Genomic DNA, 1,055 nt, shown 5'->3' on the forward strand with positions numbered 1-1,055 from the left:
TTTTTTTTTTTTTTATGTTTTTTTCTATAACAAAAAAAAATTTTTATTTTTTATTTCTCCTAGCCCCTCCCCCCCCCCGGGGGGGGGGGGGGGGCCCCCCCCCCCCCCCCCCCCCCACCGCTCGCCTGACGCGAGAGAAATCATGACATCAGTGGCTTCGCTCGGTGTGACCCTGTTGGCCGAGGGGTCCATCGATTTCAACGTCTCCGGGGTGATCGACCAGTTCTGGCGATTGACCGTGGACGGTCTCACCTACGGGTCGATCTACGCGTTGGTCGCGGTCGGCTACACGCTGGTCTACGGCGTGCTGAGACTGATCAACTTCGCCCATTCCGAGATCTTCATGCTCGGCATGTTCGGCACCTATGTGGGACTGGAGCTGCTCGGCTTCGCCCCCAGCGGCAACGCGTACTCCCAGGGCGTCCTGCTCACTGTGGTCTATCTCGGCCTGGCGATGCTGTTCGGCATGCTGGTCTCGGGAATCGCCGCGGTCGGCCTGGAACGAGTCGCCTACCGGCCGCTGCGCAAGCGCGGAGCCAAACCACTGGCCTTCCTGATCACCGCGATCGGCATGTCCTTCGTGATCCAGGAGTTCGTCCACTACATCCTGCCCAAGCTCAGGCCCGGCCTCGGCGGCTCCAACGCCCAGACCGGCATCCGGCTGGTGGAGCCGAAGGTGCAGTTCACCTTCCTCGGCGCGCAGGTCACCAATGTGGCGCTGGTGATCATCGCCGCGGCCATCGTGCTCGCGATCACCACCGAGATCGTCATCAACCGCACCAAGTTCGGCCGCGCCATCCGCGCGGTCGCCCAGGACCCCGACACCGCGACCCTGATGGGCGTCTCGCGGGAACGGGTCATCGTGCTCACGTTCCTCATCGGTGGCCTGCTGGCCGGCGCGGCCGCGATGCTGTACACCCTCTACATCCCGACCGGCATCATCTTCTCCGGCGGCTTCATCCTCGGTATCAAGGCGTTCAGCGCCGCGGTGCTCGGTGGTATCGGCAACCTGCGCGGCGCGCTGCTCGGCGGCATGCTGCTCGGGGTCGTGGAGA

The 1,055-nt window shown here is 63.7% G+C and carries 1 protein-coding gene; it reads left to right on the forward strand.

Annotated elements, in window-relative coordinates; genetic code table 11:
* Nucleotides 1-142: 142 nt before the first annotated feature.
* On the forward strand, nt 143-1,055 hold a 913-nt coding region (locus ACWDNU_RS46960; protein WP_449673593.1), incomplete at its 3' end, for a branched-chain amino acid ABC transporter permease.

It is taken from the genome of Amycolatopsis sp. NPDC003676, assembly GCF_053587275.1.